Source organism: Streptomyces sp. P9-A2, assembly GCF_036634175.1.
In the GTDB taxonomy this organism is placed as follows: domain Bacteria; phylum Actinomycetota; class Actinomycetes; order Streptomycetales; family Streptomycetaceae; genus Streptomyces; species Streptomyces pratens.
The window spans coordinates 4,340,683-4,355,830 of the sequence record NZ_JAZIFX010000001.1 but is presented as its reverse complement, the minus strand read 5'-3'; the positions used below and the strand labels follow the sequence as shown (position 1 = coordinate 4,355,830).

Here is a 15,148-nt window from a genome sequence, read left to right as displayed (position 1 = left end):
GGTTCCCGGGCCTCCGTCTCAGGTACTACAAGGGGCCGTACGGGGAGGACCGCCGACGGTCCGTGACGCCCCCGGCCCACGGGAGCACCCGGCGGGCCGCCCCTCACGTCAGTACCCCGACGGCCGGACCAGCCCCGACTCGTACGCGAAGACCGCCGCCTGGGTGCGGTCCCGCAGGCCCAGCTTCACCAGGATGCGGCCCACATGGGTCTTCACGGTCTGTTCGGCGACCACCAGCCGCGCCGCGATCTCCGCGTTGGACAGGCCCTGTGCGATCAGCCCGAGCACCTCCGTCTCCCGCTCGGTGAGAGCGCCGACGCGCTCCCTGAGCGGGGGGCGGGGTCTGTCCTCCAGGCGGGCGAACTCGGCGATCAGCCGCCGGGTGATGCCGGGCGCGAGCAGCGCCTCGCCGGCCGCCACCACTCGTACGGCCTCGGCGAGCTGGTCGCTGGAGGCGTCCTTCAGCAGGAAGCCGGAGGCGCCGGCCCGCAGCGCCTCGTACACGTACTCGTCGAGGTCGAAGGTGGTCAGCACCAGCACCCGGATGTGCGGGGTGGCGGCGGTGATGCGGCGGGTGGCCTCGATGCCGCCGAGTTCGGGCATGCGGATGTCCATCAGGACGACGTCCGGGGCGAGGTCGGCGACCTGCGCGACCGCGTCGAGACCGTCCACCGCCTGGCCGATCACCTCGATGTCGGGGTAGGTGTTCAGCAGCACGGTGAAGCCCTGCCGGACCATCTGCTGGTCGTCGGCGACGAGTACGCGGATCATGGGGTGCCGTCCTTGTGCTTGTACTGAAGGGCCGGGTCGGCGGTGCCGGTGCGGGAGTCGGCGGGAAGGCGGGCGGTGACCAGGTAGCCGCCGTCGGACCGGGGGCGGGCGGTGAGGTTGCCGCCGAGCATCGCGGCCCGCTCCCGCATGCCGAGCAGCCCGTGCCCGGCACCGGCGGACGGGGGCGCCTCGCCCGTGGGCCGGGTGTTGGTCACCTCCACCCCCAGCCCGTGCGGCTCGTGGGTGAGGACGACATGGGCGGTGGCGCCGGGTGCGTGACGCAGCACGTTGCTCAGCGCCTCCTGCACGATCCGGTACGCCGACAGTTCGACGCCGGGCGGCAACGGCCGCCGCTCACCGGTGACTTCGGTGGTCACGGTGAGTCCGGCGACCCTGGTGTTCTCCACCAGCGCCTCGATCCGGTCCAGGGTGGGCTGCGGGGCGTGCGGGGCGGTGCCGGAACCGTCCTCGTGCCCGGGGGAGTCGGGATGTTCGGAGCGCAGTACGCCCAGGACGCGTCGTAGTTCGGTGAGCGCGTCGAGGGCGTTCTGCCGGATGCCGGCCAGGTTTTCCCTGAGCTCGTCGGACGGGTTCTCGACGAGGTGCGGGGCGACCTGGGCCTGGATGGAGATGACCGACATGTGGTGGGCCACCACGTCGTGCAACTCGCGTGCGATGCGGCTGCGTTCCTCCAGCAGGGTGCGCCGGGCCCGCTCCTCGGCGGTGAGCGTGGTCTGCTGCCGCAGTTCCGCGCGGGCCTCGCGGCGGCCGCGCAGGGCGATGCCGAGGAGGACGGCGGTGGCGAACAGGACGACGGCGACCATGCCGGTGGACTCGTAGTCCGGCCCGCCCCACAGACCTTGGAGGACGTAGGTGACCAGCGCGGTCAGGGCCAGTACCTCGACCGCGACACGGGTGGGCACGCGCAGCGCGACCAGCAGCAGGACGAACAGATGGGAGACGATGCCGGAAACGGTCCAGGGCCACTGGAACCCGGCCGCCGGGCCGTACAACTGGTGATGGACCACGACCGCGCCCAGCACCGTGGCCGCCATCGACAGCCACCAGGCGACGACCGGCCGGCGCAGCGCGACGACCACGGCGCCGCTCTGCCCGAGCGTGATCACGACGGCGTATCCGACCACTAGGGACGCATGGTCCATGAGCTGGGGCAGACCACCGCTGAACGTCCCGAACGCGATCAGACACAGAGCCCCGTGCGGCAGCCAGCGCAGCCAGGTGGACGGGGGCAGCGGGTCGGTGCGGACGGTGCCGAGGTCGTCCCGCAGCACGTCCCAGGTGCGCCGTACCCGGCCGACCACCACCCGCACGACCCTCGATTCCATCATCCGCGCCAGCCTAGATCCTGTCCTATACATGTCGTACTCCCTTGCGGGTACTCCGGTCCGCCGCCGGTCGGTGGGCGCGCACCACCCGGGACCGTCCGCGCCGCCCGCCGCCCCGCTCCCAGGACCGGAAGGCCGCCCAGCAGACCGCGAGGGCGACGGCGAGCACCGGCAGCCAGGCCAGCCGGGCGGCGACCCAGCCGAGGCCGTCGGGGACGGTGTGCAGTCCGGGCAGCCGGCCGGCGAGCAGCCCGGTGGCGGTGGTCCCCATGAGGGCCGTCTGGTGCCAGAGGAAGACCGTCATCGCGGAGAGGTTGACCAGCGCCACCGCCGCCCAGACGATCGGCCTCCGCATCGCGCCCCGCAGCCGCTCCCGCAGCAGCAGCGCCAGTCCGCACTGGGCCAGGCCGAAGGTGACGGCGGCCAGGGTCGGCGGGTTGAGGTTGGAGACGGCGGCGCCCGGGACGCCCACCATGGAGGCCGGGTAGCCGCCCCAGGCGACGAGCGCGGCCGTGGCCGCCGTGCCGGAGACGAGGAGGAACCGGCCCGCCCGGCGGTGCTCCAGCTCGCCCCGGGTCCAGGCCGCACCCAGGGTGTAGGGGACCAGCCAGCCGGCCGCGAGGTTGATCCAGCCGAGCCAGGCGGGGCCGCCGAGACCGAAGCGCAGTACGTCCACGTGCAGGACGACGGCGAGCGGCCACAGCGGGTGGAGCCGGGTCAGCAGCGGGGTCGCGGCGGTGAGGGCGGCGAAGACCAGCAGGAACCAGAGCGGGGACAGGGCGAGTTTCACCAGGGTGCGGACGGTGGCGAACTCCGCTCCGGAGAGCAGCAGCACGAACGTGACCACGGTCCACAGGGTGAGGACGGCGGCGACCGGCCCGAACAGCCGGGCGAGACGGCCGCGCAGCCATTGGCGGTACGGGACGCCGCGGGCGCGGGCCGAGGCATACCCGCGGGTCGCCACATGACCGCCGACCAGGAAGAACACGGCGAGGGTCTGGAACAGCCAGGAGACGGGGGTCAGCCAGGGCAGGTGCTGCAGCGGACTGGCCGTGCGCAGGGTGCGGCCGTCCGCGACCAGCGCGGTGACCAGCCAGTGGCCGAGGACGACCCCGAGGACGGCGACGGCGCGCAGGGCGTCCACGGCGCGGTCGCGGTGGGCGGGGGTGGCCGCGTCGACGCGCTCGGCACCTCGCCGTACGCCGTGCCGTACGCCGTGGCCCATGTCGTGCCATATCCCGTGCCGTATGCCGCGCCGGGGACTCTGGAGGGTCGGGTCAGTCATGGGTCACCGCCTCGGTCTCGCCCAGGACGATCCGGGTCAGGTTGGTCAGGGAGGTGGAGCCGGGTGCGAAGTAGTCGCTGTGGCCGCCGCCGCCGGCCGCGAAGACCCGGGCGCCGAACGCCGGGGAGACGGGGTCGGTGCCGAAGCCGACGCGGGTGCCGAACAGGTCGACGGCGAGGTGCGGAACGTCCTCCACCCAGTCGCCGGAGCCCCGGGCCGCCCAGATCCGGGCGCGGGTGCGCAGGGCAGCGGCGGTGTCGGCACCGGTGCCCGGGCTGCCGACGACGGCGATGTCGTCGACGTCGTCGGGATCCAGACCGGGGGCGGCGCGGGCGCAGACGACCGAGCCGTAGGAGTGGCAGAGCAGGGAGATGCGCGGGCGCGGACCGATGACCGCCCGCAAGTCCGCCACGAGGGAGCGCAGTTCGGGCGCGGCCCGGTCCGCGCGGTCGGTGGTGGCGACAGTGAGGCCGATCGTCGGGGGCGTCTCGTAGCCGAGCCAGGCGACGACCGCCGTACGGGTGCCCGCCGGGGCCTCACGGGTGAGCCGGATGTGCAGGGCCCGGGCGGCGGCGCGGAACCGGCCGTAGGTGTCGATACCGGTGTCGGATCCGGGTACCAGGACGGCGACCCGATCGGCGTGCGCCAGGTCGCCCAGGACCTCGGTCACCAGCCCGGCGCCGCGGCCGTCGAAGGAGAGCAACTGCCGGGCGGGGCCGGCCAGGGACCGGTCGGCCGCCGCGCGCCGCCGGTCGCCGTGGTCCGCGGCCATCCGGGCCGCTTCCCCGGCATTGGCCCGGTGGGCGGCGTAGGTGGCGTCGAGGGTGGCCGCGGTCGGCGCGGCGAGCGTGACCGGTGGCGGGGCGGGGACCCGGGGCCGGGCCGCCCCGACCACGGGGAGCGTCACCGCCGATGCGACCAGCACGGCGAGTGCGGCGCGGCGCCACCGGTACCCCATGACTGTTCCCCCCTGTCCGTCCGCCCGCTCATCGGGCCGTTCAGGGAAGGAAGTTACGGATCGGCGCAGGTGGTCCGCGTCCCACCGGGGAGCTCACCTCCGGGGTGGCTCTCAGGTATGACGGGTACGACCGGAGGTACTTGGGAGAGGGTCCCACCAGACACCATCAACGGACCGGGATCACCAGGCGAGTTGGGCGATCTCCTCCGCCACCACCGCGCAGGCGTCCGCCGCCGGGTCGATCGGCGGGAAGTGGCCGACGTCCTCCAGCAACGTCAGCCCCACCACCTCACCCGCCCTGGCCGCCGCGTCCGCGTACGCCTCGGCGACCGCCTGCGGGACGTCGGCGTCGCAACGGCCCTGGACGATGGTGGTGGCGATTCCGGTGGGCAGCAGCAGCGTGGGGTCGGCGTACGGCTGCCGCTCGGCGAACCCCTCGTCACCGCCCAGGAGTTGGCGTACCGCACCGCCGCAGACGTCCAGCTTGTCGGCGACCGCCAGGTCGGCGATCGGAGCGAGGGCGACCACGCCCCGCAGGGGCACGGGACCGTCGGTGCGCCAGGGGGCGTCGGCGGGGAGGAGGTGACGGGCGGCGGCCCACAGCGCCAGATGGCCGCCGGCCGAGTGGCCGGTGGCCACCGTGCGGCGCGGGTCGGCGCCGGGCAGATGCCGGCGGGCCAGCCCGGGCAGCGCGTCGAGCGCGGCGGCCACGTCGTCGAAGGTGTCGGGCCAGCGCCCCGCGACCGGGTCCCCGCCGCCCGTCGCCCCCGCCCCGCGCCGGTACTCGACACTGGCCACGGCGAAGCCCCGGCGGGCCAGGAAGCCGGCGAACGGGCTGATGTGCCGCCGGTCGTAGGGCGCCCGCCAGGCACCACCGTGCAGGACGACGACCACGGGCGCGGGGCCTCCGGGGCCGCCCGTGGCACGCGGGACGTAGAAGTCGATCAGCTGGTCCGGGTCGTCGCCGTAGGCCGCCGTGGCGTCGGGCTCGACCGGCGGATGGGAGAAGACCGACTCCTCTTCGGCGGCGGCCCGGGCAGCTGCGGCGTCGTCCGTCATGCTCCAACCTCTCAGCAATGAAACGTATGTGGCGGACCGGAGAAGTGTTCGACCGTTGGCCGGGACGGTATCAGGACGATCATGTGCGCGGACATGGGCCTATCACACTCGGTGAACCTCCCGGGAGGCGGCAGGCGGATCCCGCCCCTTTCACGGGCCCGCCGGCCGCCTCCGCAGCGCCCTAAACCCCGGTCTCCGCCGACACCTCCGCCAGCACCTCCGCCAGCACCCGCGCCGCCCGCTCCACGTCCGCGAAGCCGACGTACAGCGGGGTGAAGCCGAAGCGGAGCACGTCCGGGTGACGGAAGTCGCCGACCACCCCGCGCTCGATCAGCCGCCGCATGACGTCCCCGGCATCCTGACAGCGCAGGGCGATCTGGCTGCCCCGCTCCCCGTGCGGCCTCGGGGTCAGACACTCGACCCGGCCCTCGGGGACGTACGCCTCGACGCACTCCAGGAAGAAGTCCGTCAGGGCGAGGGATTTGGCCCGTACCGCCTCGATCGTGACGCCGCCGCCGTCCCAGACGTCCAGTGCCGCCTCCAGGGCGAGCATGGACAGGATGTCCGGGGTGCCGACCCGCCCGCGCAGCGCACCCGGCGCCGGTGCGTACTCCGGGCGCATGCCGAAGGGCTCCGCGTGGGAGTTCCAGCCGGGCAGCGGGGAGTCGAAGCGGTCCTGCAACTCCGCGCGCACATAGAGGTACGCCGGTGAACCGGGGCCGCCGTTGAGGTACTTGTAGGTGCAGCCGACCGCCAGGTCCACGCCGTGCTCGTCCAGTCCGACCGGCAGCGCGCCCGCACTGTGGCACAGGTCCCAGACGACGTACGCCCCCGCCGCGTGCACGGCGGCGGTGAGCGCGGGCAGGTCGTGCAGCCGGCCGGTGCGGTAGTCGACGTGGTTGAGCAGCACGGCTGCCGTACGGTCGCCGAGCGCGTCCGGGACCTCGGACGGCGCCACCGGACGCAGGGTGCAGCCGGTCATCCGGGCCGCCGACTCGGCGATGTAGCCGTCCGTGGGGAACGTGGTCGCGTCGACCACGATCTCGTCACGGGCGGGGCCGGTGGGCCCGGTGGGCCCGGCAGACCCACCGGCGGGGTCCGCCGACCGGGCCAGGCGCACCGCGCCCACCACCGCCTTGAAGACGTTGACACTGGTGGAGTCGCCGACGACGATCTGCCCGGCCGCCGCGCCCACCAGCGGGGCGATCCGGTCGCCGATCCGCTCGGGCGCCGTCCACCAGCCGCTCTCCGTCCAGGACCGGATGCGCAGCTCGCCCCACTGCCTGCGGACGACGTCCTCGACCCGGCCGGGGACGGCGACGGGCAGCGCGCCCAGCGAGTTGCCGTCGAGGTAGACCGCGTCACCGCCCGCACCGCCACCCTCGCCGCCGCTCCCGCCGCCGCCCTCGTCCAGCACGAACTCGGCGCGCTGGGCGGCCAGCCCGTCGGCCGCGTCCAGTTCCTTCGCCCTGAGCTTCGGTTCAGACATAGGAGCGCGCCGTCCACAGCTCGGGGAACACGTTGTTCCGTGCCCGCTTCTCCAGCCAGGCCACCCCGGCGGAACCGCCCGTACCGGCCTTGGCGCCCATCGCGCGGCGGGTGGCGACCAGGTGGTCGTTGCGCCAGCGCCACACCAGCTCGGCGACATCGGTGAGCGCCTCACCCAGCCGGGCGACCTCGTCCCGCTCGTCACCCGAGTAGACGGCCGTCCAGACCTCCTCCACCCGCGGCGACGGCTCGTACCGCCGGGACACGTCGCGGCGCAGCACCTCGTCGGGGACGGCGTGCCCGCGGCGTGCGAGGAGGCGCAGCACCTCGTCGTACAGGCTCGGTTCGTGCAGCGCCTTCTCCAGCTCGGCGTGCGTCCGCGGCGCGCCCCGGTGCGGGACGAGCATGGACGCGGACTTGTCGCCCAGCAGGAACTCCATGCGCCGGTACATCGCCGACTGGAAGCCGGAGCCCTCGCCGAGCGCGCCGCGGTAGGCGTTGAACTGTGCCGGGGTGAGCTGTCCGAGCGGCTTCCAGGAGGCGTTCAGCGCCTCCAGTTCCCGTACGGACCGCTTCAGCGCGTCGACCGCGGTGGGGATGTCGTCGCCCCGCAGCGCGTTCGCCGCCGTCTCCCACTCGTGCACGATCACGGTGAACCACAGCTCCATCACCTGGGTGGTGACCAGGAAGACCATCTCTCCGGGATCGTCGGAGAGGGTGTGCTGGAGGTGGGTGAGGACGTCGGCCCTGACGTAGTCCTCGTAGGGGGTCGTGCCCTCGAAGTCGAGATGCGGGGTCTCCGGCTCAAAAGCCTCGTGGGACATCGCTGTCTCCTGAAGTGTGCTCCGGGTAGCGGTCCGCCCCTGCCGTTACCGACACGGGGGCCCCGGTCCCCGTACTGCATCCTCCGCAATGATCCCCCGGCCTCGCAAGGCCCGCCCGATCACGGACGGGCCACGGGTCACGGGCCTGGGTCACGGGCCAGGGGCCGTGGGCCAGGGAATGCCGTGGCCGCCGGTTCCGGTCCGTGCCCGCGGAGATCCTCCGGTAGCCGTCACCAGAAGCCTGTCAGAGACTGAGTGCCGGCCGCACTGACGGGACGACCACCTCAGGAACGCGGAATCGAATGCGAAACAGGCGCGAGGAAGCGGGGGAGCGCGAGCGGCGGCTCCGGTGGCTGCCCGCCGCGCTGCTCGCGAGCGCCTTCGTCCTCGACCTGGTCCTCCTGAACAACGTCAGCACGTTCCCCCTGCTCGCGTCGGCCCCCGTCCTGGCCGCGCCGATCCTCTCCCTGCGCGGGACGATCGCCACCGGCGTGGCGGCGAATGCCGTCGGGCTCCTTCTGGTGGAACTGGAAAGAGAGCCGACCCGCGCCGATGTCACCGCGTTCACCAGCCTGGTCGTGCTCACCCTCATCGCGGCAGGCCTCAATGTGCTGCTGACACGCGACCGGCAGCAGCTGAGGACGAGCCGCGAGGTGGCGGCGGCGGTGCAGCGCGCGGTCCTGCCGGACCCGCCGCACCGGGTGGGACGGCTGACCGTGGCCTCCCGGTACGAGGTCGCCCACGCGGAGGCAGCCATCGGCGGTGACCTCTTCGCGATCCACCAGACGCCGCACGGCATCCGCATGCTCATCGCCGATGTGCGCGGCAAGGGACTGGAGGCGATCCGCACGGTGAACGCCCTGCTCGGATCGTTCCGTGAGGCCTGCCTCCACCAGCCGGATCTGCCGAGTGTCGTCCGGCAACTGGAGGACCGGATGCGGGCCGGCATCGAGGAGGCGAGCGGTGCGGAGGCCGAGTCGTTCGCCACGGCCGTCGTCGTGGAGCTCACCCATGACTACTCCGAACTCCGTATCGCCGTCCGGGGACACGCGGCGCCCCTGCTGGTGCACGACGGCAAGGCGCTCCCGCTGGAACCGGCCGTCCCGTCCCTGCCCCTGGGCCTGGGCGCGCTCAACAGCGATCCGGACGGCGCCGACGTCCCGGTCGACCGGTTCGAGCTGCCGGCCGGGGCCACTCTGGTGCTCTACACCGACGGCATCAACGAGGCCCGCGACACGGACGGTGTCTTCTTCGACCCCGTTCCGGTGCTGTCCCAGCGCTTCCCGCCCGATCCCGAGGCGGTACTCGACACCGTGCTCTCCGCTGTCTCCCGGCACACCGGAAGCGCGCTGCAGGACGACGCGGCGCTCTTCGCCGTCACCCTGGACGCGGACACGGAGACGAATACCGCCGTCCCACCCTCGGACACCGCCCGGGCTCCCCGCCCCGGGCACGGCACGTAGCCCGCGACGCGGCACCGCGGCCCGGCCGAACGGCCCCCCGCCAGGTGGCAGACTGGCGTCATGACCACTCAGAAGAACCTGCTCGGCGGCCCGGACCCGACCCATCTGCCCGAGAACGAGGAGGCGTACCGCCTGCTCGGCGAGGAGTCCCTGCCGCCCGCCGAGGTGGTGGCGAAGTTCCCGACGTTCTCACTGGCCTGGGCCATGCTCGCCGACGACGCCTTCGAGGCGGGGCGAGTGGTCGAGTCGTACGCGTACGCCCGGACGGGCTACCACCGGGGACTCGACTCGCTGCGCCGGGCCGGATGGAAGGGCCATGGACCGATCCCGTGGAGCCACCGCGCCAACCGCGGCTTCCTACGCTGCCTCGCCGCCCTCGCCCGCGCCGCCGAGGCGATCGACGAGAAGGACGAGGCGGAGCGCTGCACGCAGTTCCTCCAGGACAGCAGCGCCGAGGCGTACGAGGAGCTGAAGCGGGCCTAAAGCCTGCACCAGGGCCTGCCCTCAGGGCCTGGGCTCCGGGTTGCCAGTGCCGGACGGTGGTCACGTTTCACGTGAAACACCACCGGCCGGCCCCACTGCGGTCTCGGGTTCCAGTGGGGGTACGGCCACACTGCCGTGCGTACGGCATTCGGGACGGCGGCAGCCCGGTGCGGGACGCCGTACGGTCGCGAAGGCGATGACCGAGCCGGCCACCAGGACGGCGGCGCACAGCACCATCGCCCGGCCGAACGCCTCATCGAAGGCGTCCGGCTCCCGGTACGCCTCCGGCCCCATCCCGACGAGCAGCGGCAGCGCGGCCACCGCCAGCAGGCCGGCCGCGCGGGCCGCCGCGTTGTTGATACCGCTGGCCAGACCCGCCCGTGTGGTCTCCACGGCCGCCAGGACGGTGGCGGTCAGCGGCGCCACCAGGGTGACCATGCCCAGGCCCAGCACCAGCAGAGCGGGCAGCACCTCGGTGAGGTACGAGGCGCCCGGCCCCACCCGCGTCATCAGCAGCATCCCGGCCGCGCACAGCAGCGGTCCGACGGTGAGCGGGATGCGCGGCCCGATCCGGACGGCGAGCTCGCCGGAGCGGGCGGAGAGCAGCAGCATCAGCACGGTCGTGGGCAGCAGCGCCGTACCGGCGGCGAGCGCGGACCAGCCGACGGCGACCTGGAGCTGGAGCGCGGCGAGGAAGAAGAAGCCGCCGAACGCCGCGTACACGCACAGGGTCACCACGTTGATCACCGTGAACTGCCGGGACGCGAAGATGTCCAGCGGCATCATCGGGTGCGGTCGGTACTTCTCGACGAGCACGAAGGCGACGGCCGCAACCAGTCCGGCGGCCGCGACCACGAGGGAGTCCTCACCGGCCTCGATCAGCGCGTACGTCACCAGGGCGAGGGCGAGCGCGCCGAGCACCGCGCCGAGCACGTCGAAGCGGCCGGGGGCCTCCTCCCCGCTGTCCGACTCCGGTACGTGACGGACGGCGATCGGGGCGCACAGCAGGGCCAGCGGCACGTTGATCAGGAACACCCAGCGCCAGCCCGGCCCGTCCACCAGCCAGCCGCCCAGGAACGGGCCGACCGCCGCGCCGATCCCGCCGAAGCCGGACCACAGGCCCACCGCCCGGCCCCGGTCGTCGGGGTGGAAGGAGGCCTGGATCAGGGCGAGGGAGCCGGGCGTGAGCAGCGCGCCGCCGATCCCCTGCAGGGCTCGGGCGGCGATCAGCACACCGGAGTTCGGCGCGATACCGCACAGCAGGGAGGCCGCGGCGAACCACAGCACCCCGACCACGAACACCTTCCGGCGCCCGAACCGGTCACCCAGCGCCCCGCCCAGCAGGATCAGGCCGGCCAGCGTGACCATGTACGCGTTGACCGTCCACTGCAGGGCGGCGAGGTCCGCGTCGAGGTCACGGCCGATGCGCGGCAGGGCGACGTTGACGACGGTGGAGTCCAGCATGGCCATGCTCGAACCGAGCACCGTGGTGAGCAGGATCCACTTGCCCTGCGGTGAGGCCAGCCGGACATCGGGCATGCTCGGAGCATACGGAAGCGGGCCGAGCCCGGCACCCCCTGCGCACGCGCCGCAACGGGTGCGGACGGACGTGACGGAAGGGGTACCGGGCTCGGCTGCGCGCTGCCGGTGAACCGCCGGGTTACTTGATCTTCGTGCCCGTGGAACGCAGGTTCTGGCAGGCCTCCAGGATGCGGGCGGACATCGACGCCTCGGCCAGCTTGCCCCAGGTGCGCGGGTCGTAGGTCTTCTTGGAGCCGACCTCGCCGTCGACCTTCAGGACGCCGTCGTAGTTCTTGAGCATGTGGTCGGCGACCGGACGCGTGAAGGCGTACTGCGTGTCCGTGTCGATGTTCATCTTCACGACGCCGTTCTCCAGCGAGGTGAGGATCTCCTCCGGCGAGGAACCCGAGCCGCCGTGGAAGACGAAGTCGAACGGCTGCGAGCCGGCCGGCTTGCCGTACTTGGCGGCGGTGCCCTCGTTCAGCTCCTTGAGCAGCTCCGGGCGCAGGACGACGTTGCCCGGCTTGTACACACCGTGCACGTTGCCGAAGGACGCGGCCAGCAGGTAGCGGCCCTTCTCGCCGAGGCCGAGCGCCTCGGCGGTGCGGATCACGTCGTCGACCGTGGTGTAGAGGGAGTCGTTGATCTCGTGCGAGACGCCGTCCTCCTCACCGCCGGTCGGGGTGATCTCGACCTCGAGGATGATCTTCGCGGCGCGGGCGCGCTCCAGAAGCTCCTGGGCGATGCTCAGGTTGTCGGCGAGGGTCTCCGCGGAGCCGTCCCACATGTGGGACTGGAACAGCGGGTTGCGGCCGCCCTTGACGCGCTCCTCCGAGATCGCGAGCAGCGGACGGACGTAGCCGTCGAGCTTGTCCTTCGGGCAGTGGTCCGTGTGCAGGGCGATGTTGACGTCGTACTTCTCGGCGACGATGTGCGCGAACTCGGCCAGGGCGACCGAACCGGTCACCATCTCCTTCTTGTGCTGACCGCCCAGGAACTCGGCGCCGCCCGTGGAGATCTGCACGATGCCGTCGCTCTCCGCCTCGGCGAAGCCGCGCAGTGCCGCGTGCAGGGTCTGGGACGAGGTGACGTTGATGGCCGGGTAGGCGAACTTTCCTGCCTTCGCCCGGTCCAGCATCTCGTTGTAGACCTCGGGAGTTGCGATGGGCATCTGTCCGCTCCTTATGCAAGCGCGTGCGGGTTGGCGTACTGCGTACTGTCGGCCCTGACCTGGAACCTTGGATGCGACGTCGTTGTCGGGGCCATCCTCCCAGACTTGTCCCGCCCGGCGACGGCGCTGGTCGAGTCGTTATGCGGGGGATGCCAAGGGGTCCGGAACACGGGTTCCGGGGGCCGAGGGTCGGGGGCCGGTGGCCGGTGGCCGGTGGCCGAGGGCCGGTGGCCGAGACACCGGCCGGTGTGGTGGGTGCTGCCGGCGTGGTGCGGCCGGCCGGTCAGTCCAGGCCGAGCTCGTCCTTGCCGAAGGCGAACAGGTACGGCACCCCGGCGCCCTCCTGGATCTTCTCGGCGGCGCCGGTCGCCCGGTCCACGATGGTCGCGACGGCCACGACCTCGCCGCCGGCCTCGCGCACGGCCTCGACAGCGGTGAGCGGGGAGCCGCCGGTGGTGGAGGTGTCCTCGACGACCAGGACCCGGCGCCCTCTGATGTCCGGGCCCTCCACCCGCCGCTGCATGCCGTGTGCCTTGGCCGCCTTGCGGACCACGAACGCGTCCAGCCGCCGGCCGCGCGCCGCGGCGGCGTGCAGCATGGCACCGGCCACCGGGTCCGCGCCCATGGTGAGACCGCCGACCGCGTCGAAGTCCAGCTCGGCGGTGAGGTCCAGCAGCACCTGGCCGACCAGCGGGGCGGCCTCGCCGTCGAGGGTGACGCGGCGCAGATCGACGTAGTAGTCGGCCTCGAGCCCCGAGGAGAGGGTCACCTTGCCGTGCACCACGGCCTTGTCCTTGATCTGCTGCAGCAGCGCGCCACGTACGTCACTCATGACAGCCAGGGTAGACGGCCCCGGGACATGCCCCGCAGGTCGTGCCCTGCAGAGCGTGCCCTGTAAGGCCGTGCCTTGCAGGGCACGCCCCGGAGCCTGCCGCCTAGAGCCGCCGCCAGGTCCAGGTGGTCGTGGCCTCCAGCGGCTCCAGCGGGGTGACCAGACGCGGGTGGGTGTTCAGCCCGTTGGGCGGCCCGGTCTGCGGCTCCACGCAGACGGCCTCGCGCTGCTCGTCGTAGACCACCACCCACTTCTCACGGCTGGTCACCTTCAGCTCCAGCCGCCCCGGCCAGGTGAGGGTGACGTCGACCCCGTCGGGCATGCCGAAGCAGTCGTCCCAGGGCCCGGGGCGGGGGTCGACCCGGTTGCCGGTGGGCAGGTGGTCGTCACCGCGCTCCTCCTGCCAGGCTGCGGTGAAGTCGAGGCGTACGTCCTGGGCGTCCGCGCCGCCGAGGCTGCGGTTGAACCAGGGGTGCCAGCCGATCTGCGCCGGGAAGGACGACTCGTACGTCTCCACGGCCATGGTCAGCGTCAGCGCGTCCTCGCCGAGCGTGAACTGCTGCGTCACCCGCCCGGGGTACGGCCACGGCTCCACGAGGTCGTACGTGAGCACGACCTCGTCGGCGCTCTTGCGGGCGGTGCGCCAAGCCGCGTCACGGGCGGTGCCATGGATGGCGTGGGGCGGTGCGTTCAACGGCAACTGCCGGACCGTCGCCCCGTCCCGGAACCGGCCGTCCCTGGTCCGCCCGCACCAGGGGACCATCGGGAAGCACCCGAAACGGTCGCCCTGCCGCAGCAGTTCCACTCCCCCGACCCGCAGTCCTGAGACCCGCCCGCCGTTCCCCGGCCGTACGGTCACCTCCGCGTCGCCCGCGGTCAGCGTGATGTCTTCGTCACTCACGGGACGACCCTACTGGGGTGATCAAGAGTGCCCCGCCTGCCGGGCCGGTCCCGCCTCCCGGACACGGCCTCAGCCGCGCCTGCGGAGGACCCGCACCGCGACGATCGCCGAGGCCACCGCCAGGGCGGCCGCCGGGGCGGCCCAGCGCAGCGGAGTGGAGACGGAGACGGTCTGGGGGACGGGGACGGGCGCGTAGCGGCCCCGGGGCGGAGCGTGGTCCACCTCTTCGGCGCTGCGGCCGATCATGGTGCGGCGCGCGTGCGCGGCCTCGGCGACGGTGTCCTCGTCGGCGCCGTCCTCCCCGTCCTCCTCACCCACCGGCCCGTCCACTGTCTCGTCCACGTCGTCCACATCGTTCGGCAGCCCGGGTCCGGGGGACGGCAGGGAGATCTCCGCGTCGGGGACGGAGGGAGCCGAGGGAACCGAGGGAACCGAGGGAACCGAAGGCGACTCCGGGGCTGAGGGCTCCTCCGAGGACGACGTCCCCTCGTCGGGCGTCTCCTCGTCGGGCGTTCCCTTCCCGGGATCCTCCTCCGCCGTGGTACCCGCAGTCGTCCCCAGGTTCGCCGCGAAGCGGTTCAGCAGGCGGGCCATCGTCGAGGCCACCGCGTCCGGCGGCAGTCCCGTGACCCGGCCGTCGGCTGTCGCCGTGCCGTCGACGGCGAGTGTGGCACCGCCCTCCGTGTCCCGCAGCCTCAGCCGCAGCGCCAGTTTCACGGTGCCGGTGCCGCGGGTCTCGACGGCGTCGCCCTCGACGGCGTAGGAACCGTCGTCCCGCCGGGTCACCCGGACGGCGCCCCGATAGGTGATGGAGTGGCTGCCGATGCGGACCTTCAGCCGGCCGGTGACCGGATCGGCTCCGGCGTCGTGCTGGAGCCCCGGCACCGCGCGGGCGACCCGTGCGGGATCGTCCAGCGCCTCCCTGAGCCGCTCCACCGGAACCGGAACGAACACCTCGTGCTCCATGACTGCGGAGCCTACCCACGGGAACGCCGGACTGTATCCCCGTCGGCACGAAAGGCGCAGCGGGCACGACTCGGACACCC

The 15,148-nt window shown here is 73.0% G+C and carries 14 protein-coding genes; 2 read left to right on the top strand and 12 right to left on the bottom strand.

What is annotated here, in order from left to right; genetic code table 11:
* Positions 1–108: 108 nt before the first annotated feature.
* From V4Y04_RS19780 to V4Y04_RS19750, 7 genes are all read right to left on the bottom strand, one after another.
* The gene (locus V4Y04_RS19780; protein ID WP_332429521.1) at positions 109–771 is read right to left on the bottom strand and encodes a response regulator transcription factor; all 663 of its coding nucleotides are present in this window, start codon (positions 769–771) and stop codon (positions 109–111) included.
* Positions 768–2,120 (bottom strand): sensor histidine kinase, encoded by a 1,353-nt coding sequence (locus V4Y04_RS19775; RefSeq protein ID WP_332429520.1) that lies wholly within the window; start codon positions 2,118–2,120, stop codon positions 768–770. The genes V4Y04_RS19780 and V4Y04_RS19775 overlap by 4 nt, the downstream gene beginning before the upstream one ends.
* A 22-nt stretch (positions 2,121–2,142) precedes the next feature.
* Positions 2,143–3,342, bottom strand: a complete 1,200-nt coding sequence (locus V4Y04_RS19770; RefSeq protein ID WP_332432919.1) for an acyltransferase family protein — start codon at positions 3,340–3,342, stop codon at positions 2,143–2,145.
* A gap of 52 nt (positions 3,343–3,394) precedes the next feature.
* Entirely contained in the window at positions 3,395–4,360 is a 966-nt protein-coding gene (locus V4Y04_RS19765) for an alpha/beta hydrolase (protein ID WP_332429519.1), read from the bottom strand.
* 180 nt (positions 4,361–4,540) lie between these two features.
* Positions 4,541–5,419, bottom strand: a complete 879-nt coding sequence (locus V4Y04_RS19760; RefSeq protein ID WP_332429518.1) for an alpha/beta hydrolase — start codon at positions 5,417–5,419, stop codon at positions 4,541–4,543.
* Between the two features lie 181 nt (positions 5,420–5,600).
* Positions 5,601–6,908 carry a kynureninase gene (gene kynU, locus V4Y04_RS19755; RefSeq protein WP_332429517.1) on the bottom strand — a complete coding sequence of 436 codons (1,308 nt, stop codon included), beginning with the start codon at positions 6,906–6,908 and terminating at the stop codon, positions 5,601–5,603.
* The gene (locus V4Y04_RS19750) at positions 6,901–7,731 is read right to left on the bottom strand and encodes a tryptophan 2,3-dioxygenase family protein (protein WP_332429516.1); all 831 of its coding nucleotides are present in this window, start codon (positions 7,729–7,731) and stop codon (positions 6,901–6,903) included. Before V4Y04_RS19750 ends, kynU begins: the two co-directional genes overlap by 8 nt.
* A gap of 302 nt (positions 7,732–8,033) precedes the next feature.
* Here V4Y04_RS19750 and V4Y04_RS19745 point away from each other — a divergent pair, with 302 nt between their 5' ends.
* Both V4Y04_RS19745 and V4Y04_RS19740 read left to right on the top strand, forming a co-directional pair.
* Complete coding sequence (locus V4Y04_RS19745) at positions 8,034–9,194, top strand: PP2C family protein-serine/threonine phosphatase (protein WP_332429515.1); 1,161 nt, start codon at positions 8,034–8,036, stop codon at positions 9,192–9,194.
* Between the two features lie 60 nt (positions 9,195–9,254).
* Positions 9,255–9,677, top strand: coding sequence for a DUF3151 domain-containing protein (locus V4Y04_RS19740; RefSeq protein WP_332429514.1), 423 nt, complete (start codon positions 9,255–9,257; stop codon positions 9,675–9,677).
* Between the two features lie 60 nt (positions 9,678–9,737).
* Here V4Y04_RS19740 and V4Y04_RS19735 read toward each other — a convergent pair whose 3' ends face one another.
* The 5 genes from V4Y04_RS19735 to V4Y04_RS19715 all read right to left on the bottom strand — a co-directional run bounded on the left by V4Y04_RS19735 (position 9,738) and on the right by V4Y04_RS19715 (position 15,068).
* The gene (locus V4Y04_RS19735; protein ID WP_332429513.1) at positions 9,738–11,216 is read right to left on the bottom strand and encodes an MFS transporter; all 1,479 of its coding nucleotides are present in this window, start codon (positions 11,214–11,216) and stop codon (positions 9,738–9,740) included.
* A gap of 121 nt (positions 11,217–11,337) precedes the next feature.
* Positions 11,338–12,369 (bottom strand): class II fructose-bisphosphate aldolase, encoded by a 1,032-nt coding sequence (gene fbaA, locus V4Y04_RS19730; protein WP_332429512.1) that lies wholly within the window; start codon positions 12,367–12,369, stop codon positions 11,338–11,340.
* A gap of 283 nt (positions 12,370–12,652) precedes the next feature.
* On the bottom strand, positions 12,653–13,201 hold the full coding sequence (gene pyrE / locus V4Y04_RS19725; protein WP_332429511.1) for an orotate phosphoribosyltransferase: 549 nt from the start codon (positions 13,199–13,201) through the stop codon (positions 12,653–12,655).
* A gap of 103 nt (positions 13,202–13,304) precedes the next feature.
* Positions 13,305–14,102, bottom strand: a complete 798-nt coding sequence (locus V4Y04_RS19720) for an aldose epimerase family protein (RefSeq protein ID WP_332429510.1) — start codon at positions 14,100–14,102, stop codon at positions 13,305–13,307.
* Between the two features lie 69 nt (positions 14,103–14,171).
* Positions 14,172–15,068, bottom strand: coding sequence for an SRPBCC domain-containing protein (locus V4Y04_RS19715; protein ID WP_332429509.1), 897 nt, complete (start codon positions 15,066–15,068; stop codon positions 14,172–14,174).
* Positions 15,069–15,148 lie beyond the last annotated feature (80 nt).

Coding starts and splice junctions, on each gene's coding strand:
- fbaA (WP_332429512.1), bottom strand. CDS start 12,369: ATGCCCATCGCAACTCCCGAGGTCTACAACGAGATGCTGGACCGGGCG.
- V4Y04_RS19760 (WP_332429518.1), bottom strand. CDS start 5,419: ATGACGGACGACGCCGCAGCTGCCCGGGCCGCCGCCGAAGAGGAGTCG.
- V4Y04_RS19775 (WP_332429520.1), bottom strand. CDS start 2,120: ATGATGGAATCGAGGGTCGTGCGGGTGGTGGTCGGCCGGGTACGGCGC.
- V4Y04_RS19780 (WP_332429521.1), bottom strand. CDS start 771: ATGATCCGCGTACTCGTCGCCGACGACCAGCAGATGGTCCGGCAGGGC.
- V4Y04_RS19750 (WP_332429516.1), bottom strand. CDS start 7,731: ATGTCCCACGAGGCTTTTGAGCCGGAGACCCCGCATCTCGACTTCGAG.
- V4Y04_RS19735 (WP_332429513.1), bottom strand. CDS start 11,216: ATGCCCGATGTCCGGCTGGCCTCACCGCAGGGCAAGTGGATCCTGCTC.
- V4Y04_RS19740 (WP_332429514.1), top strand. CDS start 9,255: ATGACCACTCAGAAGAACCTGCTCGGCGGCCCGGACCCGACCCATCTG.
- V4Y04_RS19765 (WP_332429519.1), bottom strand. CDS start 4,360: ATGGGGTACCGGTGGCGCCGCGCCGCACTCGCCGTGCTGGTCGCATCG.
- kynU (WP_332429517.1), bottom strand. CDS start 6,908: ATGTCTGAACCGAAGCTCAGGGCGAAGGAACTGGACGCGGCCGACGGG.
- V4Y04_RS19745 (WP_332429515.1), top strand. CDS start 8,034: ATGCGAAACAGGCGCGAGGAAGCGGGGGAGCGCGAGCGGCGGCTCCGG.
- pyrE (WP_332429511.1), bottom strand. CDS start 13,201: ATGAGTGACGTACGTGGCGCGCTGCTGCAGCAGATCAAGGACAAGGCC.
- V4Y04_RS19770 (WP_332432919.1), bottom strand. CDS start 3,342: ATGGGCCACGGCGTACGGCACGGCGTACGGCGAGGTGCCGAGCGCGTC.
- V4Y04_RS19715 (WP_332429509.1), bottom strand. CDS start 15,068: ATGGAGCACGAGGTGTTCGTTCCGGTTCCGGTGGAGCGGCTCAGGGAG.